This window comes from Oharaeibacter diazotrophicus, from assembly GCF_004362745.1.
GTDB lineage: Bacteria > Pseudomonadota > Alphaproteobacteria > Rhizobiales > Pleomorphomonadaceae > Oharaeibacter > Oharaeibacter diazotrophicus.
The window spans coordinates 841,826-865,730 of record NZ_SNXY01000006.1 but is presented as its reverse complement, the minus strand read 5'-3'; the positions used below and the strand labels follow the sequence as shown (position 1 = coordinate 865,730).

Here is a 23,905-nt window from a genome sequence, read left to right as displayed (position 1 = left end):
GCGCCGGCCCCCGCCCGGCCGCGGCCCGAGGGCCGGCCGTCCCCATCCCGGAGAGACCCCCGATGACCGCCCTCCACAAGACCGCCGGTTCGAGCGCCCGCGCCGTGTTCGACTGGGAGGATCCCTTCCTCCTCGACGAGCAGCTCACCGAGGACGAGCGCCTGATCCGCGACAGTGCCCGCGCCTTCGCGCAGGACAAGCTGCAGCCGCGGGTGATCGAGGCCTATGCCGAGGAGAAGACCGATCCCGCGATCTTCCGCGAGATGGGCGAGCTCGGCCTGCTCGGCGTCACCCTGCCGGAGGACTACGGCTGCGCCGGTGCGTCCTACGTCGCCTACGGCCTCGTCGCGCGCGAGATCGAGCGGGTCGACAGTGGCTACCGCTCGATGATGAGCGTGCAGTCGTCGCTGGTGATGTACCCGATCTGGGCCTACGGCGACGAGGCGCAGCGCCGCAAGTACCTGCCGAAGCTAGCCTCCGGCGAGTGGATCGGCTGCTTCGGCCTGACCGAGCCGGACGCCGGCTCCGATCCCGCGGGCATGCGCACCCGCGCCGAGAAGATCGACGGCGGCTACCGCCTGACCGGCGCCAAGATGTGGATCTCCAACGCCCCGATCGCCGACGTCTTCGTCGTCTGGGCGAAGTCGGAGGCCCACGGCGGCGAGATCAAGGGCTTCGTGCTGGAGAAGGGGGCGAAGGGTCTTACCGCCCCGAAGATCGGCGGAAAGCTCTCCCTTCGCGCCTCCATCACCGGCGAGATCGTGCTCGATGGGGTCGAGGTCGGCGAGGACGCGCTGCTGCCGAACGTCGCCGGCCTCAAGGGCCCGTTCGGCTGCCTCAACCGGGCCCGCTACGGCATCTCCTGGGGCGTGCTCGGCGCCGCCGAGTTCTGCTTTCACGCCGCCCGGCGCTACACGCTCGACCGCAAGCAGTTCGGCAAGCCGTTGGCGCAGACCCAGCTCGTGCAGAAGAAGCTCGCCGACATGGAGACCGAGATCACCCTCGGCCTGCAGGCGAGCCTTCGCGTCGGCCGGCTGTTCGACGCCGGCAAGATGGCGCCGGAGATGATCAGCCTCGTCAAGCGCAACAACTGCGGCAAGGCCCTCGACATCGCCCGCGTCGCCCGCGACATGCACGGCGGCAACGGCATCTCCGAGGAGTTCCAGGTGATGCGCCACATGGTCAACCTCGAGACCGTCAACACCTACGAGGGCACCCACGACATCCACGCCCTGATCCTCGGGCGTGCGATCACGGGGCTGCAGGCGTTCTTCTGAGGGTGGCGGCGCGGGGGGATCTGGCGTGATGCAACACAAGTGTTGTATCGTGCCGGTCTTCCACGTTGCCGGGGGTGACCGTGACGAGTGCCCAGTTCAAGCGTTGGCTGGCGCGTCAGGGCTGCACCTTCGAGGCGGGAAGGGCGGGCATCTGCTCGTCCGTCGTGGCGAAAGGCGGTCGGTTCTTCCCATGCACGGCAGCGGCAAGGAACCCGGCAGCGGCCTCGTCGCCAAGATCAAGAAGGACCTCGGCCTCGCCTGACGCGACGGCCGGACCCGGAGGCCCCGATGCGCTATCCCGTCGATCTCGTGCCGGACGACAACGGCACCTTCCTCGTCACCGTGCCGGATCTTCCCGAGGCCGCGAGCTTCGGGGAGACCGAGGTCGAGGCCCTGGCCCGTGCGCTCGACGCGGTGGAGACCGCCATCCAAGGGCGCATGGCCGATCGTCTCGCGATCCCGGCCCCCTCGATCGTCGACGGCCCGACCTGGGTCGTGCTGCCGGCGCTTGCCACCCTCAAGATCGAACTCTACCGAGTCATGCTCGACCGCGGCCTGCGCAAGGCCGACCTCGCCCGCCTCCTCGACTGGAAGCCGCCGCAGATCGACCGCCTGTTCGACCTCGGACACGCTTCGCGGCTCGACCAGATCGAGGCCGCCTTCGCGGCGCTCGGTCAGGAGGTCGCGTTCACCGTGCATCCCGCCGGCGAGCGTCCCAAGGCGGCCTGACGCCACACCGAGAGCCCACCCCATGAAACCCCTCGCCGGCATCCGTGTCCTCGAACTCGCCCGCATCCTCGCCGGGCCCTGGTGCGGGCAGCTGCTCGCCGACCTCGGCGCCGAGGTGATCAAGGTCGAGCGTCCGGGGAGCGGCGACGACACCCGGACCTGGGGGCCGCCCTTCGTCACCGACGCGGCGGGCGAGGCGTGGGGCGCGGCCTACTACCACGCCTGCAACCGCGGCAAGCGCTCGGTGGCGGTCGACTTCGAGGCCGAGGAGGGCCGGGCGATCGTCCGCCGGCTCGCCGCCGAATGCGACGTGGTGATCGAGAACTTCAAGGTCGGCGGCCTGAAGAAATACGGCCTCGACCACGAGAGCCTCGCCGCGCTGAACCCACGGCTCGTCACCTGCTCGATCACCGGCTTCGGCCAGGACGGTCCCTACGCCGCCCGCGCCGGCTACGATTTCATGATCCAGGGCCTCGGCGGCCTGATGGACGTCACCGGCGATCCCGCCGGCGAGCCGCAGAAGGTAGGCGTCGCCGTGGTCGACGTCTTCACCGGCGTCTACGCCGCCGTCGGCGTGCTGGCGGCGCTGCGCCGGCGCGACGAGACCGGCCAGGGCGGGCACGTCGACATGGCCCTCCTCGACGTCTCCGTCGCCATCCTCGCCAACCAGGCGATGAACTACCTCGCCTCCGGCCGCGCGCCGCGCCGGCTCGGCAACGCCCATCCGAACATCGTGCCCTATCAGGTGTTCGAGGTCGCCGACGGCCACGTCATCGTCGCGGTCGGCAACGACGGCCAGTATCGCCGCTTCTGCGAGGTGATCGGCGCGCCGGCGCTCGGCACCGACCCCGCCTTCGCCGGCAACGCCGACCGGGTGAAGCGCCGCGCCGAGCTGATCCCGCTGCTGCAGCCGCACGTGAAGGCGTTCCGCCGCGACGACCTGCTCGCGGCCCTCGAGGCCGCAGGCGTGCCGGCCGGCCCGATCAACACCGTCGCCGACGTCTTCTCGGACGCCCAGGTGGTGGCGCGCGGGATGAAGCTCGAACTCGTCGGCGACGACGGCAGCGTGGTGCCGTCAGTGGCCTCGCCGATCGTGATCGACGGCGAGCGCATGGCCGCGGCGACCCCGGGCCCGAAGCTCGGCGCCGACACCGCGGCCGTGCTCGCCGCGCTCGCCGGCGAGGGCTGACACCGACACGCCCGATCCGGCACCGCCCGCCTTGCGCGGCCGGCGGCGTCCGGGCCATGGATCGCAACGAACCGCCGGCACAGTCGTGGCCGGCACGAGCGGGGCGGGCGGCCGAAGTCCGGCGCCGTCCCGGAGGAGACGAGAACCGTGACGACCTCCGCGCCCCGCACCGGCGGGCAGATTCTCGTCGACGCCCTGATCGCCCAGGGGGTCGACCGCCTCACCTGCGTGCCGGGCGAGAGCTATCTCGCCGTGCTCGACGCCCTCCACGACACCGCCGTCGACGTGGTGGTCTGCCGCAACGAGGGCGGTGCGGCGATGATGGCCGAGGCCTACGGAAAGCTGACCGGGCGGCCCGGCATCTGCTTCGTCACCCGCGGCCCGGGCTCGACCAACGCCATGCACGGCGTCCACATCGCCCGCCAGGACTCGACGCCGATGATCCTGTTCGTCGGCCAGATCGAGCGCGGCATGCGCGAGCGCGAGGCGTTCCAGGAGCTCGACTACCGTGCCGTGTTCGGCTCGATCGCCAAGTGGGCGACCGAGATCGACGATCCCGCCCGCATCCCCGAGCTGATCGCCCGCGCCTTCCGCGTCGCCTGCCAGGGCCGGCCGGGCCCGGTGGTGATCGCGCTGCCGGAGGACATGCTGGTCGAGACCGCCGTGGTCGCCGATCCGCCGGCGGTGGAGCCGGCCGAGACGTGGCCGGGCCTCACCGACATGGTGAAGATGCAGAAGCTGCTCTGGGCCGCCGAGCGTCCGCTGGTGATCCTCGGCGGCTCGCGCTGGACCGAGCGCGCCCAGCGCGAAGTCGTGCGCTTCGCCGAGCGCTTCGACCTGCCGGTCGCGACCTCGTTCCGCCGCTCGGCGCTGTTCCCGCAGGACCACCCGAACTACGCCGGCGACGTCGGCATCGGCCCGAACCCCAAGCTGGCCGCGCGGGTGAAGGAGGCCGACGTGCTGGTGCTGGTCGGCGCGCGCATGAGCGAGATGCCGTCGTCGTCCTATTCGCTGATCGACGTGCCGCAGCCTCGCCAGACCCTCGTCCACGTCCATCCGGACCCCGAGGAGATCGGCCGGGTCTACCAGCCCGCCGTCGGCATCGTCGCGACGCCGCGCGCCTTCGCCGCCGCGCTCGAGACCGTGCAGCCGCCGGTCGAGATCCGCTGGCGCGAGACCGCCCGCGCCGCCCGCGCCGACTACGACGCCTGGACCGGCACGCCGAAGCCGCTGCCCGGCGCGTTCCAGTACGGCGAGGCCGTCAAGTGGCTGAAGGACCGGCTGCCGCCGGAGACGATCGTCTGCAACGGCGCCGGCAACTACGCGATCTGGGTCCACCGCTACTGGCGCCACAACCGCCTCGGCACCCAGCTCGCGCCGACGTCGGGTTCGATGGGCTACGGCGTGCCGGCGGCGGTGATGGCCAAGCACCTCCACCGCGACCGGCCCGTCGTCGCCTTCGCCGGCGACGGCTGCTTCATGATGAACGGCCAGGAGTTCGCCACCGCCGTCCAGTACGACCTGCCGATCCTGGTGATCGTGGTCGACAACGGCATGTACGGCACCATCCGCATGCACCAGGAGCGCGAGTATCCCGGCCGGCCCTCGGGCACCAAGCTCGCCAACCCCGACTTCGCCGCCTACGCCCGCGCCTTCGGCGGCCACGGCGAGACGGTGCGTACGACGGAGGAGTTCGCCCCCGCCGCCGAGCGCGCGCTCGCCTCGGGGAGGCCCGCGATCCTGCACTGCCTGATCGACCCGCAGGCGATCACCCCGGCGAAGACGCTGGACGAGATCTCCGCGGGGCGGTGAGGGCAGGGACGTTTCTACCCTCCCCCTTGTGGGGAGGGTCGGCCCGGAGGGCCTGGGTGGGGTGGCCTCCACGGGCTCGACGACAACGGCCAGCATTGAGCGGGAAGCCGCGTCGCGGCAGTGGAAGCCGGCCCCACCCCGCCGGCCTTGCGGCCGTCGACCCTCCCCACAAGGGGGAGGGTAGAAGCCGTCCCCGCCGCCTCGCCCACTCCACCCCTCCCGCCGCCGAGACCCCCCACCCGAGGCACTTCCCATGGCCCACTACGACGTCGTCATCATCGGAGGGGCGGTGACCGGCTCCTCGGTCGCCTACCATCTCGCCGCCGATCCGGCCTTCGGCGGCCGCGTGCTGGTGGTCGAGAAGGACCCGACCTACCAGGCCTGCGCGTCGGCGCTGTCCGCCGCCTCGATCCGGCAGCAGTTCTCGACCGCGGTCAACGTCGAGATCTCGCTCTACGGCATCCGCTTCCTGCGCGAGATCGGCGAGCGCCTCGCGGTCGGCGACGAGCGCCCGGTGGTCGACCTCCACGAGGGCGGCTACCTGTTCCTCGCGACCGCCGCCGGCCGGCCGGTGCTCGAGGAGAATCATGCTCTGCAGACCCGTCTCGGCGCCGACATCCTGTTCCTCGAGCCCGAACAGCTGGTCGAGCGCTTCCCCTGGCTGGCGGTCGACGACGTCGTCGCCGGCTGCTGGGGGCGGACGGGCGAGGGCTGGTTCGACGGCTACGGCCTGATGCAGGCGTTTCGCAAGAAGGCGCGCTCGCTCGGCGTCGAGTATCGCGCCACGTCCGCCGCCGCGGTGGTCACCGAGGGCGGGCGGGTCACCGGCGTGCGGCTCGCCGACGGCGAAGTGATCTCCTGCGGCGCGGTCGTCAACGCCGCCGGGCGCGGCGGCCGCGAGATCGCGCGCTCGGCCGGCTGCGACATTCCGATCGAGGTGAAGAAGCGGATGATCTTCACCTTCAAGTGCGCCGACGAGGTCCGGAACTGCCCGCTGCTGATCGACCCGAACGGCACCTACGTCCGCCCCGAGGGCGACGGCTTCCTGTGCGGCTCGGCGCCACCCGAGGACCGGGACCCGGAATTCGACGGCGACTTCACCGTCGACTGGCCGCTGTTCGAGGAGCTGATCTGGCCGACGCTCGCCACCCGCGTGCCCGCCTTCGAGCGGATCCGCCCCGGCCGGGCCTGGGCCGGCTACTACGACATGTGCGCCTTCGACCACAACGTGCTGCTCGGCCGCGCCCCGGACGTCGACGGGCTCTATCTCGCCAACGGCTTCTCGGGTCACGGTCTGCAGCAGTCGCCGGCGGTAGGCCGCGGCCTCGCCGAGCTGATCGTCCACGGCCGCTACACGACGCTCGACCTCTCCGAACTCGACCCGGCCCGCGTCGCCGCGGGCCGGCGGGTCGCCGAGAAGAACGTGGTCTGAACGGGGGGAGGGCGTCCGCGCTCTCCCCCGCTCCGGGAACCGGGTCAGGCCGTCCGGTTCTTGCGGAAGCTGTTCTTGATCCGGACCTTGCCGTCGGCGAGGTCGAGCAGGTCGAGGCCGAGCACCTCGACCTTGCGACCCTCCACGGTCGTGCCGACGAAGGTCCATTCCGAGATGGCGCGGTCCGGCGCGATGAGCGAGATCCGGCCCTCGGTCCATTGCGCGTCCGGGAAGGTCTCGAAGATCGACCGGTACGCGGCGGCGACCGCCTCCGGACCGACCGAACGTGTGCCGAGCGCGTCCGGCCCGGCGGCCGCCCAGAACTCGCAGTCGTCGGTCGAGAGCGCCATGATCGACTCGAGATCGTGGCGGTTCCAAGCGGCCGAGAAGGCCCGGAGCATGGCGAGAGTGTCGTCGGTGGTCATGGTCGGCTCCGTCAAGTCGAGGGGTGGTTGCCGCCGCCGCCGTGGAAGGCGAGGCTGAGGAAATCGCGGAAGCAGCGCGTCGCCGGGCTCATGGTCGCGTCGCGGCGCCAGGCGAGGCCGACGTCCATGCTCGGGATCTCGTCGGCGAGGACGCGCGTCTCGATGCGCTGGCCCTCGAGCGACCACGGCCGGAACACCATGTCGGACAGCACGGTGATGCCCATGCCGGCTGCGACCATGCTGCGCACAGCCTCGACCGACGAGGTGCGGAAGATCACGTCGGGCTTGTGGCCCGAGCGCGACCAGTAGCGGCCGGCGGTGTGGCTCGCCTCGTCGACAGTCAGCATGACGTAGGGGTGCTCGGCGACGTCGGCGAGGCCGAGCGTGTCCTTCTTCAGGAGCGGGTGGTCGGCGGGGGTCCAGAGCCGGCGCCGCGAGCGGATCAGCACCTCGGACTCCAGCTTGTCGGCGGCCTCGAGGTTGGAGACCAGCATCACCGCGACGTCGAGGGCGCCGTCGATCAGCGCCTGCTCGATCACGCTGCGCGAGGCCTCGTAGAGGTCGAGGGTCACGGCAGGGAAGGTGCGGGCGAAGCGGGCCTGGTGACGCGGCAGGAAGTAGCCGGCCACCGTGTAGGTGACGCCGACGCGCACCGTGCCGGACGCCGTGCTCGCCGAGCTGCGCGAGACCCGCATCGCCTCCTCGAGCGCCGCCAGCACGTTGCGCCCATGCAGCAGGAAGCGGTGGCCCTCCGGCGTCGGCGACACGCCGCTCGGGTGGCGGTCGAACAGGCGGACACCGAGGATGCCCTCGAGCTGCTGGATCGCCCCCGTCACCGCCGACTGCGAGACGTTGAGCTCGACCGCCGCGTGAGAAATCTGGCCGGATTCCGCGGCGGCGATGAAGTAGCGGATCTGCTTCAGCGACACGGACAACGTTCCGTCTCCCCTCGCTGGCCGGTACGGCAGCGCCATCTGAATTTCAGATACGGCAGGCCGTGAAATTCTATTTTACGGGCACGATCGCTTGCCCGACACTCGCGATCACGCCGATGGCGCGCGCGACCTCTCCGGATCGGCGATCACGATGGCTGGAGCCATAGAGCGTCAAAGCGACGATCCAGTCAAATAAAAACAGGCTTCAATCCTATGATCCTTCGTATATGGTGCTCATCGACGTAGGAATAATCTGAATTCGATCGGATTCCGGTCTCGAGATCAACGCGCGTGGGAGAAGTACGGTGGGCGACATCGACATCAAGGACCGATCGGCGCTCCAACTCGCCGCGATGATCCAATCCGGACTGGTCGACGCCGAGTATGTCGCCGAGGCAACCCTCGCCGCGATCGCCGCCGCCGATCCCGCCATCTTCACCCGTGTCACCGCCGGACGGGCCATGGTCGAGGCGCGCGAGGCGTCGCGGCGGATCCGGGCCGGCCGGGCGCGCGGGCCGCTCGACGGCGTGCCGGTCGCCTGGAAGGACCTGTTCGCCGTCGAGGGCCTCGCCACCACCGCCGGCTCGAGGATCCTCGCCGACGATCCGCCCGCCACCGCCGACGCCGCCGTGGTCGCCCGCCTGCAGGCGGCCGGCATGGTCGCGGTGGGGCGGGTCAACATGACCGAGTTCGCCTTCTCCGGCCTCGGCCTCAACCCGCACTACGGCACGCCCGCCAATCCGCATTCGACCGACGAGCCGCGCATCCCCGGCGGTTCCTCGTCGGGCTCGGCGGTAGCGGTCGCGGCCGGGTTGGTACCGGTGGCGATCGGCACCGACACCGGCGGCTCGGTGCGCATCCCCGCCCATTTCAACGGCGTGGTCGGCTACAAGGCGACGCGCGGCCGCTACCCGATGGCGGGCGTCCACCCGCTCTCCACCAGCCTCGATTCGCTCGGCTGCTTCACCCGGACGGTCGAGGACGCCGTCCTGGTCGATGCCGCCATGAACGGCCTCGTCGCCTCGCCGATCCGCCGCGGCGCGGTCGCCGGCGCCCGTCTCGTGGTGCCGGAGACGGTGATGTTCGACGGCGCCGAGCCCGAGGTCGTCGCCGCCGTCGAAGCCGCCGTGAAGCGGCTCGAGGCCGCCGGCGCGGTGGTGACGCGGCGGCCGCTGCCGGTGCTCGCCGAGGTGCTGTCGCTCTACGCCGAGCACGGCGCGCTGGTCACCGCCGAGGCCTACGCCGTGCTGCGCCGCCACCTCGACGGCCCCGGCGCCGCCGGTATGGACCGCCGCGTCGTCGCGCGCAGCCGGCTCGGCGCCAACATCGCCACGACCGACTACATCGCGCTGCTCGCCGCCCGCGCCGGCATGGTCGAGACGCTGGCGCGCGAACTCGACGGCGCCTTCCTGATCCATCCGACGGTGCCGCACGTCGCCCCGCCGATCGCCGCGCTTGAGGCAGACGACGACCTCTTCGTCGCCGTCAACGGCCGGACGCTGCGCAACACGCTGATCGGCAATTATCTCGACACCGCCGGCGTGTCGCTGCCCTGCGGCACAGGCGCGGCCGGCCTGCCGGTCGGGCTACTGGTCTCGGCGCCGGGCGGCGCCGACGAGGCGCTGCTCTCCTTCTGCCTCGCGGCCGAGCCGGTCGTGCGGCTTCCGAACGCCTGAGGATCCCAGCGATGTCCGTGACGATCGCCCCGCTCACCGCCGCCGACCGCGCCGACTGGGAACCGCTCTACCTCGGCTATTGCCGCTTCTACGCGGTGCCCGACACCGAGGAGAAGGCCGAGACGGTCTGGGGCTGGTTGATGGACCCTTCCAACCCGGTCGAGGGTCTCGGCGCCCGCAACGGCGAGGGCGCGCTCGTCGGCATCACCCATTTCCGCCCCTACCACCGCCCGGTGGCGGCGCAGGTCGGCTGCTTCCTCGACGATCTCTTCGTGGCGCCGGGCGCGCGCGGCGGCGGCGTCGCGGCGGCGCTGATCGCCGGGGTGACGGCCGCGGCGAAGGCGCGGGGCTGGAGCGTCGTGCGCTGGATCACCGCCGCCGACAACGCCACCGCGCGCGCCCTCTACGACCGCGTCGCCACCGAGACGGCCTGGGTCACCTACGAGATCCGCCCGTGAGCGGGCCGGCCGCGGCGCCATCGGTCCGGCCGATACGGCGCCGCGGTTTTCACGATTTTACAGCGCCTCCCCTGGCGGCGACCCTCTGTCGACCGCGGCGGGACGCGGACGGAAACGAGCTTCGGGACGGGACGAGATGACGCTCCTCAACTGCGACATGGGCGAAAGCTACGGCATCTGGCGGCTCGGCGACGACGAGCGGATCATGCCGTCGATCCACGTCGCCAACGTCGCCTGCGGCTTCCACGCTTCCGACTTCGTGCACATGCACCGGACGGTGCGGCTCGCCAAGCGCCACGGCGTGAAGGTCGGCGCCCATCCCTCGCTGCCGGACCGCCAGGGCTTCGGCCGCCGCGAGATGAAGATCGGCCGCGAGGAACTCGCGGACTGCCTGATCTACCAGATCGGCGCCCTCAAGGGCTTCCTCGACGCGGAGGGCATGGTGCTCCACCACCTCAAGCCGCACGGATCGCTCTACGGCATGGCGGCGCGCGACCCGGACATCGCCCACGCGGTCGCCGACGCCGCCGACGTCTACGAGGTGCCGCTGTTCGGCATGATCGGGACCGAGCACGAGCGCGTCTACACCGCCCGCGGCCACAGCTTCGTCGCCGAGTTCTACGTCGATCTCGACTATGCCGACGACGGTTCGCTGATCATCACCCGCGAACACGACCCGGTCGCGCCCGAGGAGGCCGCCCGCCGCGGCGTCCGCGCGCTGCGCGAGGGCATGGTGCGCTCGGTCGGCGGGCGCGACGTGCCGGTGCGCGCCGAGACGATCTGCGTCCACTCCGACACCCCCGGCGCCCACGAGGTCGCGCGCGTGCTGCGCGACACCCTGGTCGCCGAGGGCCTGATCCCGCCGATGGCGGCCTGACCCCGATCCGAACGCTTCCCCCAGGGAGACCCCGACATGGCCGTGAAGACCGTCCTCGCCCCGATCCCGGGCACCTTCTACCGCAAGCCCGCCCCCGACCAGCCGGTGTTCAAGTCCGAGGGCGAGGCCGTCGCCGTCGGCGACACCGTCGGCCTGATCGAGGTGATGAAGTCGTTCACCCCCGTGACCGCCGAGGAGGCCGGCACCATCGTCGCCTTCCACGTCGAGAACGAGGACCCGGTGATGGCCGGCGAGCCGCTCTACGACGTCGAGGCCTGACGCATGGCGATCGCCAAGCTCTTCGTCGCCAACCGGGGCGAGATCGCGGTGCGGATCATCCGTGCCGCCCGCGAACTCGGCATCGCCACCGTCCAGGCGGTCAGCGCCGCCGACCGCGACATGCTGGCCGCGCGCCTCGCCGACGAGGTCGTCGAGATCGGACCGGCGCACGCGCGCAAGTCCTATCTCGACATGGACGCGGTGCTGCGCGGCGCCATCGAGAGCGGCGCCGACGCGATCCATCCGGGCTACGGTTTCCTGTCCGAGAACGCCGCCTTCGCCGAGAAGGTCGAGGCGGCCGGCCTCGTCTTCGTCGGCCCGAAGGCCGAGACCATCCGCGCCATGGGCGACAAGGCGACCGCCCGCGCCATGGCGAGTGCGGCGGGCGTGCCCTGCGTGCCCGGCTCCGAGGGTCGCGTCGAGGGCGTCGCCGAGGCCGAGCGGGTGGCGAAGGCGATCGGCTATCCGGTGATGATCAAGGCGTCCGCCGGCGGCGGCGGCCGCGGCATCCGCGTCGCCGAGAGCCCGTCCGAGCTCGAGAAGCTGATCCCGCAGGCGAGTGCCGAGGCGCTGGCCGCCTTCGGCGACGGCGGTCTCTACCTCGAGCGCTTCGTCGCCCACGCCCGCCACGTCGAGGTGCAGATCCTCGGCGACGGGACGCGCGCCATCCACGTCTTCGAGCGCGAATGCTCGCTGCAGCGCCGGCGCCAGAAGGTGTGGGAGGAGGCACCCGCCGCCTGCCTTTCGCCCGAGACCCGTGTGGCGCTGTGCGCCTCGGCGGTGCGGCTCGCCGAGAGCGTCGGCTACCGCGGCGCCGGCACGCTCGAGTATCTCTACGACGGGCGGACCGGCGAGTTCTTCTTCATCGAGATGAACACCCGCATCCAGGTCGAGCACCCGGTGTCGGAGATGATCACCGGCATCGACCTCGTCCGCGAGATGATCCGCGTCGCCGGCGGCGCGCCGCTCGCCTACGCTCAGGACGACGTCGTCGCCAAGGGCCACGCCATCGAGGTCCGCATCAACGCCGAGGATCCCGCGAAGGGCTTCCTGCCGGGACCCGGCACGGTGACGGCGCTGACGGTGCCCGGCGGCATGGGCGTGCGCTTCGACGGCATGCTCTACCCCGGCTACCAGGTGCCGCCGTTCTACGACAGCCTGCTCGGCAAGCTGATCGTCTGGGACGAGACCCGCGACGGGGCGATCGACCGGCTAGCCCGCGCGCTCGCCGAACTGAAGGTCGAGGGTCTGCCGACGACCACGGCGCTCCACGCCGCACTCGCCCGCGACGCCGACGTCCGCGCCGGCGCCGTCCACACCCGCTGGCTCGAGGGATGGCTCGACGCCCATCCGCTCGGGTCGCCGCAATGACCCCGAGTTCGCGACGTCCCGACCTACGGTCGGCGCGCCGCGAGCGAGGAGCGCCCGACCGGGCGCCGGCCGAATGGCCGAAACCGCGCGAAGTCCCGACCCGTCGGGAAGTCGCGGGACAGGAAAGACGCCCCACCACCTCGCAACGCGGAGCTCCGAGACGCGATGAAGACGCGATATTCGTTCGGGGGTGACGAGCACATCTTCGTCGAGGTCGACGAGGAAATGTCGCTCGAGGCCTTCTTCAAGAGCCTGTCCATCACCACCGCGGTGAAGGAGAGCCGGATCCGGGGCGTCACCGAGATCTGCCCGGCCAACGCCTCGTTCCAGATCAAGTTCGATCCGGACGTCATTGCGCCGGACGACATGATGGCCGAGCTGAAGCGGCTCGAGAGCGCCGCCGACAAGGCGGAATCGACCATCCGCACCCGCATCGTCGAGATCCCGGTGTTCTACGGCGACCCGTGGACCCACGAGACGCTGATGCGCTTCCGCGAGCGCCACCAGGATCCTTCCGGCACCGACCTCGACTATGCCGCCCGCATCAACGGCTACGGCGCCGTCGACGACTTCGTCGCCGCCCACGCCGGTTCGCCCTGGTTCGTGTCGATGGTCGGCTTCGTCGCCGGACTGCCGTTCATGTACCAGATGGTCGAGCGGCAGAAGCAGATCCAGGTGCCGAAGTATCTCCGGCCCCGCACCGACACCCCGAAGCTCACCGTCGGCCACGGCGGCTGCTTCGGCTGCATCTACTCCGTGCGCGGCGCCGGTGGCTACCAGATGTTCGGCATCACGCCGATGCCGATCTACGACCCGAAGCAGGAGATAAGCTATCTCCGCGAGTTCATGATCTTCTTCCGCCCGGGCGACATCGTGAAGTTCAAGCCGGTCGACCGCGACGGTTACGACGCCGCCGTCGAGGCGGTCGACACGGGCAAGTTCGCCCCGACCATCCGCGACGTCACCTTCTCGCTCGACGAGTTCAAGGCCGACCCGGCCGCCACCAACGCGAAGCTCCTGGGGGTGCTCCATGGCGCTTGAGATCCTGAAGCCGGGCCTCGCCACAACCGTGCAGGACCTCGGTCGCCCCGGCTATTACCACCTCGGCATCCCGCTCTCCGGCGGCATGGACCGTTACGCGCTTTCCGCCGCCAACCTGCTCGTCGGCAACGACGAGGGCGACGCGGTGCTGGAGGCGGTGTTCATGGGGCCGGAGATCCGCTTCACGGCCGACGCCGTCGTCGCGGTCACCGGCGCCGAACTGCCGCCCAAGGTCGACGGCGAGGAGCGGCCGACCTGGACCGCCTTCGAGGTCAAGGCCGGGCAAACGCTCGGCTTCGGCTTCCTGAAGGCCGGCGCCCGCGCCTACGTGGCCGTCGCCGGCGGCATCGACGTGCCGGTGGTGCTCGGATCGCGCTCGACCTATCCGCTCGGTGCGCTCGGCGGCCACGAGGGCAGGGCGCTTAAGGCCGGCGACAGCCTGCCCGTCGGCGCACAGAAGAAGGCCGCGCGCGTCGGTGCGTCGGTGCCCGAGGCACTGCGCCGCGGGCCGGGCAAGGAGCCGGTCCTGCGCGTGCTGCCGGGGCTCTACTGGCACCGGATCACCGCCGAGGCCGGCACGCGCTTCTTCGAGGACACCTGGAAGGTCGCGCCCGAGGCCGACCGGATCGGCTACCGCTTCCGTGGCGGCCGGCCACTGGAGTTCGTGCCGCGCGAGCAGCCCTTCGGTGCCGGGTCGGACCCGTCCAACATCGTCGACAGCTGCTATCCCTACGGTTCGATCCAGGTGCCCGGCGGCACCGAGCCGATCGTGCTCCACCGCGACGCCGTGTCCGGCGGCGGCTATTTCATGATCGGCACGGTGGTTTCCGCCGACATGGACCTGATCGGGCAGCTGCAGCCGCACCAGAAGGCGCGCTTCGAGGCGGTCGACATGGACGGCGCGCTCGCCGCCCGGCGCGACCGGGCACGACTATCGAATGATCTTGTCGCCGCGCTCGCCGGCTGATAGCCGGATGATGATCGGCCGGCCGCGTGGTGACGCCCGCGCGGCCCGGCACGCCGCCGAATCCGCCTGTTCGCAACCGTTCGGGAATTCCACGACGATGCAGACCAACGCCTCCCTCGCCTTCGGCCGCTCGCTCCAGGCCTCCGGCCTCGCGACTCGCGCCCTCGCCGTCGTGCTCGGCTCGGCCCTGATCGCCGCCGCCGCGCAGATCACCGTGCCGATGCTGCCGGTGCCGATGACCATGCAGACCTTCGCGGTCATGACCATCGGCATGCTCTACGGCGCCCGCCTCGGCGCGCTGACCCTCGCCGTCTACGTCGTCGAGGGCCTCCTCGGCCTGCCGGTGTTCGCCGGCGGCCTCAATGCGGCGCTGATCCTCGCCAAGCCCTACACCGTGGGCTACATCGTCGGCTTCTTCTTCGCCGCCTTCTTCGCCGGCCTGATCGCCGAGCGCGTCGCCGGTATCCGCGGCGCGGTGCTCGCCGTGCTCGCCGGCACCGCCGCCATCTACGGCTTCGGCCTGCCCTGGCTCGGCTACATGATGGGCGGTGACATGGCCAAGGCCGTCGCCGTCGGCGCGGTGCCCTTCCTCCTCGGCGACCTCGTCAAGGCGGCGCTCGCCGTCGCCGTCCGCGAGGGCCTCGGCCGCGTCCGCTTCGGCCGCGGCTGACGGATCCGGCCCTCGGGGCCGACCATTCGAGACCATCGAGCCGGCCGCGGAGCGCTCCGCGGCCGGTTTCCGTTCGTCGGTCCGACACTGCGCGACTCGGTCCGCGCGCCCCATATCGGCGTTGCGCCGCGCGTCCCGGCTGCGACGCGCCACCTCCAAACGGGTCGAAGTCTCCTCTCCGACAAATTGACAACCGCCTCGCGCGGGCTTCAATGCTCGATCCAGGGCGACCGGCGGTAGCGCCGGGAATCGCCGCGCACCTTCGTTCGGGGCGAAGGGCGCACCACCGGGGACGGGCGGACAAGGGGGCTGGCATGACCGGACTGCGGACGAGGGTGGCCCTCGCGGGCGCTGCATTGGCGTTGCTGTGCGCTGCCGTGCCGGCACCTGCCGCGGAGACCTCCGGCGTATACATCGTGACGCTGGCCGATCCCCCGGCCGTCGCCTACGCCGGCGGTGTGGCCGGCCTTCCAGCCACGGCGCCGGATGCGGCGACCGGCCGGACCTTCGACGCGACCTCCGCCGCCGTGTTCGCCTACGGGCGGGCGCTCGAGCGCCGGCAGGACGCGGTGATCGCCACGCTCGGCCGACCCGTCCGGACGGGCTACCGCTTCACCACCACCGTCAACGGCTTCACCGCCCGCCTGACCGCAGCCGAAGCCGACCGTCTGCGCGGCGCGCCGGGCGTCGTGTCCGTGACCCCCGACCGGGCCGCCCGGCTCGAGGCGCTCAGGACGCCGCAGGTGCTCGGCCTCACCGGCGCGAAGGGCATCTGGTCCCGCAGCGTCGACGGCCGGACGCTCACCGGCGAGGACGTGATCGTCGGCGTGGTCGACAGCGGCATCCAGCCGGAGAACCCGGCGGTGTTCGACCGGGTCGACGCGAAGGGTTTCCCGGTAGCCGCCGGCGGCACGAAGGCCTATGGGGCGCCGCCTGCCAAGTGGAAGGGCCGCTGCGTCTCCGAACCCGGCTTCTCCGCGGCGACCGCCTGCAACGACAAGCTGATCGGGGCCCGCACCTTCCACGCCGGCTTCGACCTGCTCGACCTCCAGATGGCGGCGATCGAGTATCCGTCCGCCCGCGACAGCAACGGCCACGGCTCGCACACCGCGGCGACGGCCGCCGGCAACCGCAACGCCCCCCTCTTCGAGGGCGCGCTGTCCTCCGGCTTGGCGCCCCGCGCGCGCATCGCGGCCTACAAGGCCTGCTGGAGCTACGTAGACCTCTCGGTGATCACCGGTGCGACCAGCACCTGCATCATCAGCGACGTGGTCGCCGCCATCGAGCAGGCGACCGAGGACGGCGTCGACGTCGTCAACGTCTCGATCGGCGGCTACGGCGACACGATCACGGATCCGCTCTCGCTCGCCTTCCTCGGGGCCACGCGGGCCGGCGTCTTCGCGGCCGCCTCGGCCGGCAACGATGGCGAGAATGGGACGGTCGGTCATCAGGCGCCCTGGGTCACCACGGTCGCGGCCACCACCTACAAGGGCTCGCCGAAGGCGACGATCACCCTCGGGAACGGGACGGGCTACACCGGCGCCAGCCTCGCGACGGCCGTGCCGGCGGCGCCGTTCGTGCTCGCCGACGCGATCGCGGGTGCCGGCGTCGATCCGGCCGTCGCGATCTTCTGCGGCCCCGGCACCCTCGACGCCACAGAAGCCGCTGGCAAGATCGTGGTCTGCGACCGCGGCGGCGGTCTCGCCCGCGTCGACAAGAGCGCCGAGGTCGCGCGCGCCGGCGGCGCCGGCATGGTGCTGGTGAACGTCAGCCCCGACGCGGACAACCTCGTCGCCGACCTGCACGCCGTGCCGACGGTGCACCTGCCGGTCGCGGACCGCACGGCCCTGCGCGACTACGCCGCGACGTCCGGCCCGACGGCGGCGATCGGCCAGTTCGCCTTCGTGGCAGGCACGCCGGCCCCGGTCCTCGCCGACTACTCGTCCGCCGGTCCCGGAAACGGCCGTCCGGAGGTGCTGAAGCCGGACGTCTCGGCGCCGGGGTCCGACGTCATCGACGCCTATGCCTACAAGCCCGCGAGCCGCGCCGAGCACGACGCGATCCTCGCCGGCGCGGTGGCGCCGGCGGCCTACAACGTGCTGTCGGGCACCTCGATGGCTTCGCCCCACGTGGCGGGCCTCGCCGCGCTGATCCGTCAGGCGCGACCGGACTTCGGCCCGCTCGACATCCGCTCGGCGATCATGACCAGCGCCACCAACGTCGTGAGCCTCGGCGGCGCCCGCGACCGCCGGGTCGATCGGGCCGGTGCCGGCTTCATCGATCCAGCCGGCGCGCTCGATCCCGGTCTCGTCTATCCGGTGTCGTCCGCCGATCTCGACGGCTATCTCTGCGGTGTCGGCCTGCCGCCGTCGGTGTGCGGAAGCGGGCGCGCCACCGCGCCGGAGCGCCTCAACCAGCCGTCCGTCCGCATGACCATGGTGGGAAGCGGCCGTTTCGTCCGCAAGGTGAAGAACGTCGGCAAGACGACGGCCACCTACACCGCATCCCTCGACCTGCGCGGCTTCGCGGGCAAGGTGACCCCGGCGAGCCTCACGCTGAAGCCCGGCGCCACGGGTGCGTTCACCGTCGACCTGACGGCGACCACCGCCCCCTACGGCACCGCCGTGCCCGGCTATCTCACGTGGACCGACGGCACCCACCGCGTCCGCAGCCCGCTGCTGCTCACGACCGTCGGCATGAAGGCGACCGACGTCGCCTCGACGCAGGCGACCACCACGGTCGAGCGGACGGTGCGCTTCGGCTACGCGGGCAAGGTCACGGTGGTCGCCATGGGCCTCGGTCCCCGGCAGACCGCCCGGGGAACCGTCAACGGACATTTCACCGGGCAGGGCGCGGGCGGCAGCGAGTGCTACCGGATCGCCGCCGGCACCAGCCATCGCGACTTCGCGATCGCGCGGATCGGTTCGCTGGTCCGCGTGCGCGTCGCCCCGGTGGATCCGAACACCACGGCCGACCTCGACCTCTACGTCCACGACGGCGACCTCGGCTATTACGAGGCCGCCACCAAGGACAACTCGACCGAGACCCTCGACTACCTCGCGCAGAAGGCCTTCACGCGCGTCTGCGTCGTGGCCCGGAACGGGGACGGCGCGACGCCCTATACGATCAGCCTGTGGGAGGCCACGGCCAAGCCCGCGACCGGCGCCCTCGTGGTGTCCGGGCTGCCCCGGACGGTCGTCGCCGGCCTGGACTACGAACTGTCGATCGGCTGGTCGGGGCTCGCCGCCGGCAGCTCCGACTTCGGCGGCGTCCTGTTCTATCGCGGCACGCCGAGCAACGAGAATCTGCTCGGTTCGATCGCGGTGACCGTGCGCCCGCCGAAGTCATCCGGTTCGTCCACGCTGGCGGCGGTCCACTGACCGCCCCAGGCGAGGAAAACCTGGCTTCCGTCGCCGTCGTGACCGGCGGCGACGGATCCGATCACCCGAGCCGGACGCGGTATTTCGCGAAGCCGTTCTCGGCGGCGCCCGCCGGTTCCACCGAGATGCCCGCCGGCAGCGACGAGGCGTCGGCCTTGGGCGACGACACGAAGATCACCTCCGCCTCCGCCGGCCAGGGCACGAAGCGCCAGTTGCCGTCGGCCGACGGGTTGATCGTCTTCTCCTTCATGACGTAGCGCACGATCACGTCGCGGTTGGTGTCCGGCGCCTCGAAGACGATGGTGCTGCCGTCGGCGCCCGGGAAGTGGCCGCCGCCGCCGGCGCGGTAGTTGTTGGTGACCACCAGCACTTCGGCCGCCGGATCGAGCGGCTTGCCGTCCAGCATCAGGCCGACGATGCGGTGCGCGGCCTCGTCGGCGATCTTGCCGTCCTTGTCGTAGCGGCTCGGCTTCGTCACGTCGATCCGGTAGGTGACGCCGTCGATCACGTCGAAATTGTAGGTCGGGAAGTCCGGGTCGATCAGCATCTGCGGTCCGCTCGCCGCCGGGTCGATGCGGCGGAACAGCCCGGCCGAGCGCTCCAGCCACTCCCGCACATCGGCGCCGGTCACCTTCACGATGCGCAGCGTGTTCGGGTAGAGGTAGATGTCGGCGACGTCCTTGATCGCCACCGGCCCCGGCCGGACGTCGGTGTAGTAGTCCGGCCCGCCGCGGCCGCCCGACTTGAACGGCGCCGCCGCCGACAGGAGCGGCAGCTTCGGCAGGCCGGCGTCGGCGCCGAGCGAGGCGGCGTACCAGAGCTGGGCCTGGCTGACGATCTGCACCGAGGGATCGTCGGCGACCGCGGCCCAGTAGCTCGTGATCGGCGCCGTGGTCTCGCCGACCGGCTGGCGGACGTAGGCGAGGGTGCCGTCGTGGTCGGCCTGCGCTGCCGCCAGCACCGAGGCGACGGCGTCGACCTTGGAGACGATCTTGCGGTCGGCGCCGCGCTCGTAGATCGGCCGCGCCTCGACCGCGAAGCCCGCCACTGTCCAGCCGGCACCGATGCGCTCGAGCTCGAGGTCGATCACGCCGAGGTGGCTGCCCCAGAAGCCCGGCATCACCGCCGGCTTGCCGTGCAGCGTGCCGCGGCGGGCGTCGGCGCCGTCGATGCCGTCGAAGTCCTTGCCGGGGAAGACGAGGTGCTGGTGGCCGGTGAAGATCGCGTCGATGCCGTCGACGGCGGCGAGGTGCAGCGCCGCGTTCTCCTCGCCGCCCCGGCGCTCCCCGCCGGCGATGCCGGAATGGCAGAGCGCCACCACCACGTCCGACTTGGCGCGCAGCGCCGGCACGTGGGCCATGGCGGCCTCGACGATGTCGATCGTCGTGGCGCGGCCGTCGAGGTTCGACTTGTCCCACTGCACGATCTGCGGCGGCACGAAGCCGATCACGCCGACGCGCAGCACGGCCTCGGTGCCGGCCTCGTCCACCACGGTCGTCTCGAACACCCGCGTCGGCTCGACCAGCGGCGTGCCGTCGGCCTTCACAACGTTGGCGCAGACGGTCGGGAAGGTCTCGCCGGCGAGGGCGTTGCCGAGGAACTCGAGGCCGTAGTTGAATTCGTGGTTGCCGAGTGTGCCGCAGAGGTAGCCGAGCGTGTTCATCGCGGCCACCATCGGGTGGACCTCGCCGGGTTTCAGGCCCTTGGAATAGGCGACATAGTCGCCGAGCGGGCTACCCTGGATCAGGTCGCCGTTGTCGAACAGCAGCGCGTTGCGCACCTCGGCGCGGGCGGCGGCGATCAGCGCGGCCGTCTTGGCGAGGCCGACGGTGTCGTCGGGCTTGTCGCGGTAGTAGTCGTAGGGGAAGACGTTGACGTGGAGATCGCTGGTCGCCATCAGCCGCAGCTTGACCCGGCCCGGGGCGGCGCGCAGCGGCAGTCCGGCGGCGAGGAGGGCCACGACCGCGGTGGAGCCGCGGAGCACGGCGCGGCGGGTGAGGGCGGTCTGGCGCATCGCGGGTCTCCTCGGTTGGCCGTCCGACGGGGCGAGGGTCCCACGGGCGGGCGACGAGGAGAACCCCGCGGCCGTGACCGCACCGTGACGGGACCCCCGCCGTCCCCGGATTTCCGCGGCGAGGCGGGAAAACGTCGTCCGTGGCCGGCGTCGCGGTTGCCCCGATCCGTTCCCGATTCTACCCCTTGTCCATGGGCCAGGACCTGATTCCCTCCGACGGCATCGAACCCGTCAACCTCCGGGAGGCGCTCGAGGAGCGCTATCTCGCCTACGCGCTGTCGACGATCATGCACCGGGCGCTGCCCGACGTGCGCGACGGCCTGAAGCCGGTGCACCGGCGCGTGCTCTACGCCATGCGCCTGCTCCGGCTCGATCCCGGCGCCGCCTTCAAGAAATGCGCCCGCGTCGTCGGCGACGTCATCGGCAAGTACCACCCGCACGGCGACCAGTCGGTCTACGACGCGCTGGTGCGCCTCGCCCAGGACTTCTCGCAGCGCTATCCGCTGATTGACGGCCAGGGCAACTTCGGCAACGTCGACGGCGACAACGCGGCGGCCATGCGCTACACCGAGGCGCGCCTGACCGAGGTCGCCCGCCTGCTGCTCGACGGCCTCGACGAAGACGCCGTCGACTTCCGCGAGACCTACGACGGCACCGACCGCGAACCGGTCGTGCTGCCCGGCGCCTTCCCGAACCTGCTCGCCAACGGCTCCTCCGGCATCGCCGTCGGCATGGCGACCTCGATCCCGCCGCACAACGCCGCCGAGATCTGCGACGCGGCGATGCGGCTGATCGACGATCCGGAGACGCCGATCGAGAAGCTGGTCGACCGCGTCAACGGCCCCGTCCGCGGGCCGGACTTCCCCACCGGCGGCGTGCTGGTCGAGAGCGAGGCGTCGGTGCTCGAGGCCTACCGCACCGGCCGCGGCGCCTTCCGCGTCCGGGCGCGCTGGGAAAAGGAGGAGCTCGAGCGCGGCGCCTGGCAGGTCGTGATCACCGAGATCCCCTATCAGGTCCAGAAGGCGCGGCTGATCGAGAAGATCGCCGAACTGGTCAACGAGCGCAAACTGCCGCTGGTCGAAGACGTCCGCGACGAGTCGGCCGAGGACGTGCGCGTCGTCATCGTGCCCAAGAGCCGCAACGTCGACCCGGCGCTGATGATGGAGGCGCTGTTCCGCCTGTCCGAGCTCGAGAGCCGCATCCCGCTCAACATGAACGTGCTGTCGCGCGGGCAGGTGCCGAACGTGATCGGCCTCCGGCAGGTGCTGCGCGAGTGGCTCGACCACCGCCGCGAGGTGCTGCTCCGGCGTTCGCGGCATCGGCTCGACGAGATCGTCCGCCGCCTCGAATTGCTCGAGGGCTTCATAATCGCCTACCTCAACCTCGACGAGGTGATCCGGATCATCCGCGAGGAGGACGAGCCGAAGAAGGTGCTGATCGCAACCTTCTCGCTGACGGAGACCCAGGCCGAGGCCATCCTCAACATGCGCCTGCGCAACCTGCGCAAGCTCGAGGAGATGGAGATCCGCAAGGAGCACGCCGAGCTCACCGACGAGAAGGCCAAGATCGAGACGCTGCTCGGCTCCGAGGCGCGGCAGTGGAAGACGGTGCGCTGGGAGATCTCCAAGGTGCGCGCCACCTTCGGCCCCGAGACCCCGCTCGGCAAGCGCCGCACCGGCTTCGGCGAGGCCTCTGCCCACGGCGCCGAGGACGTCACCCAGGCGCTGATCGAGCGCGAGCCGATCACCGTGGTGATCTCCGAGAAGGGCTGGATCCGCGCCCTCAAGGGCCACATCGCCGACGTCTCGGGCCTCGCCTTCAAGGCCGGCGACAAGCTGAAGCTCGCCTTCAAGGCCGAGACCACCGACAAGCTGATGGTGCTCGCCGACAACGGCAAGATCTTCACCCTCGGCGCCGACCGCCTGCCCGGCGGCCGTTCGACCGGCGAGCCGATCCGTCTGATGGTCGACATGGACGACGGCGCCGACGTGGTCGACGTCTTCGTGCACCGGGCGGAGCGGCGATTGCTGATGGTGTCGTCGGACGGCTTCGGCTTCCTGACGGCCGAGGCCGACCTCGTCGCCACCACCCGCAAGGGCCGGCAGGTGCTCAACCTCGCCGACGGCGCCAAGGCCAGGATGGCCGTGGCGGCGGAGGGCGACACGGTCGCGATCATCGGCGAGAACCGCAAGTTCCTGGTGTTCCCGCTGGCGCAGGTGCCGGAGATGGCGCGCGGCAAGGGCGTCCGCCTGCAGCGCTACAAGGACGGCGGCGTCGCCGACGTCCGGGTCTTCGCCGCCGACAAGGGCCTGACCTGGACCGACACCTCCGGCCGCGTCTTCCTGCGCACCATGGCCGACCTCTCCGACTGGATCGGCGACCGCGCCACCGCCGGCCGCCTGCCGCCGATCGGCTTCCCGAAGTCCAACAGCTTCGAGCCGAAGGCGGGCTGATCCACCCGCGCGGAGGGCCGCCGCCTCCGGTCCTCTGCGCTCTTGTCTCGCAGCCGCGAGACGGCTATCACCGACCCCGACGCGACCGCTCCGACGCGGCCCGCGGGCTCTCGACGGGATGGGACACAAGATGGTCGACTTGGCGGCGCTCCGCACCAAGATGGTCGACGGCCAGGTCCGGCCGAACGACGTCACCGATCACCGCATCATCGCCGCCATGCTGGAGATCCCGCGCGAGGTCTTCGTGCGCCCGGCCGACCGCGAGCTCGCCTACATCGACCGCAACCTGCCGATCGGCGAGGGGCGGGTGCTGCTGCAGCCGATGCTGGTCGCCAAGGCGATCCAGGCCGCCGACATCCTCGCCTCCGACAAGGTGCTCGTGATCGGCGCCGCCACCGGCTACGCGGCCGCCGTCGCCGCCCGGCTCGCCGCGCGCGTCGTCGCCCTCGAGGCCGACGCGGTGATCGCCGGCGCCGCCCGCGCCGCGCTGTCGGCCGCGGCCGTCTACAACGCCGAGGTCGTCGTCGGCGACCTTGCCAAGGGCTGGGCCGCCGCGGCGCCCTACGAGGTGATCCTCGTCGCCGGCGCGGTCGAGGAACTGCCCGACGCGATCAAGGCCCAGCTCGCCGATGGCGGGCGCCTCGTGGCGTTCGAGGGCACCGGCCTCTCCGGCCGCGCCAAGCTCTACACCCGCTCCGGCGCCGACGTGTCGGCCCGAACCCTGTTCAACGCCTCGGCACCGGCGCTTGCCGCCTTCGATCGCGCGCCCGCCTTCGTGTTCTGAGCGTCCGCGGGCAGCCGGGCCTGCTCGGCCGTAATCTCGAGGCCCGGCGCGCCCGATCGGCGTGCCGGGCCTTCGTGCATCCGGAGGGCGAATCTCCCGGCGCGGCCGGCCCGGGCCGTCGTTCAGGCGCCGCCCG

General features: G+C 71.6%; 19 protein-coding genes. 16 read left to right on the top strand and 3 right to left on the bottom strand.

The annotated features are described in order from the left end of the window. Positions 1 to 62: 62 nt before the first annotated feature. The 5 genes from EDD54_RS04125 to EDD54_RS04100 all read left to right on the top strand — a co-directional run bounded on the left by EDD54_RS04125 (position 63) and on the right by EDD54_RS04100 (position 6,439). Positions 63 to 1,277, top strand: coding sequence for an acyl-CoA dehydrogenase (locus EDD54_RS04125; protein WP_126536321.1), 1,215 nt, complete (start codon positions 63 to 65; stop codon positions 1,275 to 1,277). 288 nt (positions 1,278 to 1,565) lie between these two features. Continuing rightward, the gene (locus tag EDD54_RS04115; protein WP_126536323.1) at positions 1,566 to 2,006 is read left to right on the top strand and encodes a type II toxin-antitoxin system HicB family antitoxin; all 441 of its coding nucleotides are present in this window, start codon (positions 1,566 to 1,568) and stop codon (positions 2,004 to 2,006) included. A gap of 22 nt (positions 2,007 to 2,028) precedes the next feature. Then, positions 2,029 to 3,195, top strand: a complete 1,167-nt coding sequence (locus EDD54_RS04110; RefSeq protein ID WP_126536325.1) for a CaiB/BaiF CoA transferase family protein — start codon at positions 2,029 to 2,031, stop codon at positions 3,193 to 3,195. 147 nt (positions 3,196 to 3,342) lie between these two features. Beyond that, positions 3,343 to 5,007: a thiamine pyrophosphate-binding protein gene (locus tag EDD54_RS04105; RefSeq protein WP_126536327.1), complete on the top strand. Its 1,665-nt coding sequence runs from the start codon at positions 3,343 to 3,345 to the stop codon at positions 5,005 to 5,007. A 253-nt stretch (positions 5,008 to 5,260) separates the two neighbouring features. Further along, positions 5,261 to 6,439, top strand: coding sequence for an NAD(P)/FAD-dependent oxidoreductase (locus EDD54_RS04100; RefSeq protein ID WP_126536329.1), 1,179 nt, complete (start codon positions 5,261 to 5,263; stop codon positions 6,437 to 6,439). Positions 6,440 to 6,483: 44 nt separating this feature from the next. Here EDD54_RS04100 and EDD54_RS04095 read toward each other — a convergent pair whose 3' ends face one another. Then, positions 6,484 to 6,864 carry a nuclear transport factor 2 family protein gene (locus EDD54_RS04095; protein ID WP_126536330.1) on the bottom strand — a complete coding sequence of 127 codons (381 nt, stop codon included), beginning with the start codon at positions 6,862 to 6,864 and terminating at the stop codon, positions 6,484 to 6,486. An 11-nt stretch (positions 6,865 to 6,875) separates the two neighbouring features. Then, positions 6,876 to 7,793 (bottom strand): LysR family transcriptional regulator, encoded by a 918-nt coding sequence (locus EDD54_RS04090; protein ID WP_321184142.1) that lies wholly within the window; start codon positions 7,791 to 7,793, stop codon positions 6,876 to 6,878. 320 nt (positions 7,794 to 8,113) lie between these two features. Between EDD54_RS04090 and EDD54_RS04085 the strand changes: the two genes are divergently transcribed. From EDD54_RS04085 to EDD54_RS04045, 9 genes are all read left to right on the top strand, one after another. Beyond that, on the top strand, positions 8,114 to 9,475 hold the full coding sequence (locus tag EDD54_RS04085) for an amidase (protein WP_126541705.1): 1,362 nt from the start codon (positions 8,114 to 8,116) through the stop codon (positions 9,473 to 9,475). 11 nt (positions 9,476 to 9,486) lie between these two features. Next, positions 9,487 to 9,933: a GNAT family N-acetyltransferase gene (locus EDD54_RS04080; protein WP_126536334.1), complete on the top strand. Its 447-nt coding sequence runs from the start codon at positions 9,487 to 9,489 to the stop codon at positions 9,931 to 9,933. 136 nt (positions 9,934 to 10,069) lie between these two features. Continuing rightward, on the top strand, positions 10,070 to 10,810 hold the full coding sequence (pxpA, locus tag EDD54_RS04075; protein WP_126536337.1) for a 5-oxoprolinase subunit PxpA: 741 nt from the start codon (positions 10,070 to 10,072) through the stop codon (positions 10,808 to 10,810). Positions 10,811 to 10,846: 36 nt separating this feature from the next. After that, positions 10,847 to 11,089 (top strand): acetyl-CoA carboxylase, encoded by a 243-nt coding sequence (locus EDD54_RS04070; protein ID WP_126536339.1) that lies wholly within the window; start codon positions 10,847 to 10,849, stop codon positions 11,087 to 11,089. A 3-nt stretch (positions 11,090 to 11,092) separates the two neighbouring features. Beyond that, positions 11,093 to 12,460 (top strand): acetyl-CoA carboxylase biotin carboxylase subunit, encoded by a 1,368-nt coding sequence (locus EDD54_RS04065; protein WP_126536341.1) that lies wholly within the window; start codon positions 11,093 to 11,095, stop codon positions 12,458 to 12,460. A 165-nt stretch (positions 12,461 to 12,625) separates the two neighbouring features. Next, positions 12,626 to 13,501, top strand: a complete 876-nt coding sequence (locus EDD54_RS04060) for a 5-oxoprolinase subunit B family protein (protein ID WP_126536343.1) — start codon at positions 12,626 to 12,628, stop codon at positions 13,499 to 13,501. Beyond that, the gene (locus EDD54_RS04055) at positions 13,491 to 14,468 is read left to right on the top strand and encodes a 5-oxoprolinase subunit C family protein (RefSeq protein WP_126536345.1); all 978 of its coding nucleotides are present in this window, start codon (positions 13,491 to 13,493) and stop codon (positions 14,466 to 14,468) included. Before EDD54_RS04060 ends, EDD54_RS04055 begins: the two co-directional genes overlap by 11 nt. A gap of 97 nt (positions 14,469 to 14,565) precedes the next feature. Further along, a complete protein-coding gene (locus tag EDD54_RS04050; protein ID WP_207620232.1) occupies positions 14,566 to 15,138 on the top strand; it encodes a biotin transporter BioY in 573 nt (190 codons plus the stop codon). Positions 15,139 to 15,452: 314 nt separating this feature from the next. Next, the gene (locus EDD54_RS04045) at positions 15,453 to 18,518 is read left to right on the top strand and encodes a S8 family serine peptidase (RefSeq protein WP_165644325.1); all 3,066 of its coding nucleotides are present in this window, start codon (positions 15,453 to 15,455) and stop codon (positions 18,516 to 18,518) included. 61 nt (positions 18,519 to 18,579) lie between these two features. Here the strand turns inward: EDD54_RS04045 and EDD54_RS04040 are convergent, their stop codons facing one another. Continuing rightward, positions 18,580 to 20,532, bottom strand: coding sequence for a bifunctional 2',3'-cyclic-nucleotide 2'-phosphodiesterase/3'-nucleotidase (locus tag EDD54_RS04040; RefSeq protein WP_126536349.1), 1,953 nt, complete (start codon positions 20,530 to 20,532; stop codon positions 18,580 to 18,582). 191 nt (positions 20,533 to 20,723) lie between these two features. On the opposite strand from EDD54_RS04040, the gene parC reads away from it, so the two are divergent. Further along, complete coding sequence (gene parC, locus EDD54_RS04035; protein WP_126541707.1) at positions 20,724 to 22,985, top strand: DNA topoisomerase IV subunit A; 2,262 nt, start codon at positions 20,724 to 20,726, stop codon at positions 22,983 to 22,985. A 130-nt stretch (positions 22,986 to 23,115) separates the two neighbouring features. After that, the gene (locus tag EDD54_RS04030) at positions 23,116 to 23,769 is read left to right on the top strand and encodes a protein-L-isoaspartate O-methyltransferase family protein (RefSeq protein WP_126536351.1); all 654 of its coding nucleotides are present in this window, start codon (positions 23,116 to 23,118) and stop codon (positions 23,767 to 23,769) included. Positions 23,770 to 23,905: the final 136 nt, after the last annotated feature.

What these genes read in the sequence shown, in the direction of transcription:
- EDD54_RS04125 (WP_126536321.1), top strand. Translation starts at nt 63, where the DNA reads ATGACCGCCCTCCACAAGACCGCCGGTTCGAGCGCCCGCGCCGTGTTC.
- EDD54_RS04115 (WP_126536323.1), top strand. Translation starts at nt 1,566, where the DNA reads ATGCGCTATCCCGTCGATCTCGTGCCGGACGACAACGGCACCTTCCTC.
- EDD54_RS04110 (WP_126536325.1), top strand. Translation starts at nt 2,029, where the DNA reads ATGAAACCCCTCGCCGGCATCCGTGTCCTCGAACTCGCCCGCATCCTC.
- EDD54_RS04100 (WP_126536329.1), top strand. Translation starts at nt 5,261, where the DNA reads ATGGCCCACTACGACGTCGTCATCATCGGAGGGGCGGTGACCGGCTCC.
- EDD54_RS04095 (WP_126536330.1), bottom strand. Translation starts at nt 6,864, where the DNA reads ATGACCACCGACGACACTCTCGCCATGCTCCGGGCCTTCTCGGCCGCT.
- EDD54_RS04080 (WP_126536334.1), top strand. Translation starts at nt 9,487, where the DNA reads ATGTCCGTGACGATCGCCCCGCTCACCGCCGCCGACCGCGCCGACTGG.
- pxpA (WP_126536337.1), top strand. Translation starts at nt 10,070, where the DNA reads ATGACGCTCCTCAACTGCGACATGGGCGAAAGCTACGGCATCTGGCGG.
- EDD54_RS04070 (WP_126536339.1), top strand. Translation starts at nt 10,847, where the DNA reads ATGGCCGTGAAGACCGTCCTCGCCCCGATCCCGGGCACCTTCTACCGC.
- EDD54_RS04065 (WP_126536341.1), top strand. Translation starts at nt 11,093, where the DNA reads ATGGCGATCGCCAAGCTCTTCGTCGCCAACCGGGGCGAGATCGCGGTG.
- EDD54_RS04060 (WP_126536343.1), top strand. Translation starts at nt 12,626, where the DNA reads ATGAAGACGCGATATTCGTTCGGGGGTGACGAGCACATCTTCGTCGAG.
- EDD54_RS04055 (WP_126536345.1), top strand. Translation starts at nt 13,491, where the DNA reads ATGGCGCTTGAGATCCTGAAGCCGGGCCTCGCCACAACCGTGCAGGAC.
- EDD54_RS04050 (WP_207620232.1), top strand. Translation starts at nt 14,566, where the DNA reads ATGCAGACCAACGCCTCCCTCGCCTTCGGCCGCTCGCTCCAGGCCTCC.
- EDD54_RS04045 (WP_165644325.1), top strand. Translation starts at nt 15,453, where the DNA reads ATGACCGGACTGCGGACGAGGGTGGCCCTCGCGGGCGCTGCATTGGCG.
- EDD54_RS04040 (WP_126536349.1), bottom strand. Translation starts at nt 20,532, where the DNA reads ATGCGCCAGACCGCCCTCACCCGCCGCGCCGTGCTCCGCGGCTCCACC.
- parC (WP_126541707.1), top strand. Translation starts at nt 20,724, where the DNA reads ATGGGCCAGGACCTGATTCCCTCCGACGGCATCGAACCCGTCAACCTC.
- EDD54_RS04030 (WP_126536351.1), top strand. Translation starts at nt 23,116, where the DNA reads ATGGTCGACTTGGCGGCGCTCCGCACCAAGATGGTCGACGGCCAGGTC.